The 1,186-nt window shown below is 62.6% G+C and carries 2 protein-coding genes; both read left to right on the top strand.

All coding sequences use genetic code 11. From position 1 onward, the window contains the following. Nucleotides 1–181: 181 nt before the first annotated feature. Entirely contained in the window at nucleotides 182–538 is a 357-nt protein-coding gene (locus ING15_RS19235; RefSeq protein WP_206456456.1) for a hypothetical protein, read from the top strand. Nucleotides 539–632: 94 nt separating this feature from the next. Continuing rightward, nucleotides 633–1,186 (top strand): cyclic nucleotide-binding domain-containing protein (locus ING15_RS19230; protein ID WP_206456455.1); only part of this gene is annotated, 554 nt, incomplete at its 3' end.

The following is a 1,186-nucleotide window of genomic DNA, read 5'->3' as shown; positions in this document are numbered from 1 at the left end:
CTGGCGGACCTCGTCCGTATGACGATCGTGGCGGATCTGGGTGTCGAGCACTCGGCGACGGACGACCGGAAGCCGACGGTTTGATCTCGCGCAAGGCGCGCGTCTCCACGGACAGCTAATGCTCACTGAAAAGGGTGGGACCTCGCCCGGCTCAGGGGATTGTCCCGGAGAGAACCGCGTTTTGGCGACGATCGGCCTGATCCTTGTTGTGGCCCCCGACCGTGTTTTCCGCAGATCGCTCGAATTCGCGCTCGAGGCGGAATTGTACGCGGTGGATTCGCACGCCCGGCTAACGACGGCGGTGGAATCGCCCCTGCTGGCAAGTGCCGCTTGCGCGGTCATCGATGAAAAGGCGGTTCGCGATCATGCCTATGAGTGGGACGCGCTCGACCGCCTGGGCAAGCCTGTGGTGCTGCTGGTCGACAGGTTCAGGCCTCCGGTCAGCCGCGCCAACCTGACGGTCCTGGTCAAGCCGCTGCTCGGCAACGCCCTGATTGAAAGGGTTCGGAGCATCGCCGGCCAACCGGGTGTCCATTGATGGTTACGTAGTCCTACTTAGGACACAACCGAATTTCCGACACTCTCGACTATCGCCATTGTTGTCTCCACCGGATTTAAAAAGGGGAACAACGATGCTCGCTTCCACGGTCGCCCAGGCGCGCTTGCCGACGCATCCCTTCGAGACGGGCCATCCGGCGTTGCCATCCCCCTGCGGTTCGCAACGCCCGCAACTCGTCAAATTCCTTCAGGCGGGAGAGGAAGTCTACGCGGCGGGCGACCCGGCCAAACATATCTACCGGATCGAGTTCGGCGCAATCCGTGTCTTTCGCCTGCTGGCGGACGGCCGGCGGCAGGTCAGCGCCTTTCACGTGCCCGGCGAGATTTTCGGCTTCGCGGCCGGTGTCGATCACGAGTTCTTCGCCGAAGCGATCAACGCCACCGGCATCCAACCGCTTCGCCTGTCTGCGATCGAGAACGTTTCCCGCGACCTCTTCCCCGTGGCCCTGCAAAGCCTGACGATGATGCAAAAGCATCTTCTGATTCTCGCGCGCCACGCCGCCATCGAACGGCTTGCGGCATTTCTCGTCGACATGGCCGAGCGGCAGGGCGACCTCGAACACATCCATCTGCCGATGTCGCGGATGGATATCGCTGACCATCTCGGCCTGACCATCGAGACCGTGTC

This window comes from Aurantimonas marina, assembly GCF_017183135.1.
In the GTDB taxonomy this organism is placed as follows: domain Bacteria; phylum Pseudomonadota; class Alphaproteobacteria; order Rhizobiales; family Rhizobiaceae; genus Aurantimonas; species Aurantimonas marina.
The sequence above is the reverse complement of the archived record's forward strand: the minus strand, read 5'-3'. Positions and strand labels throughout refer to the sequence as shown.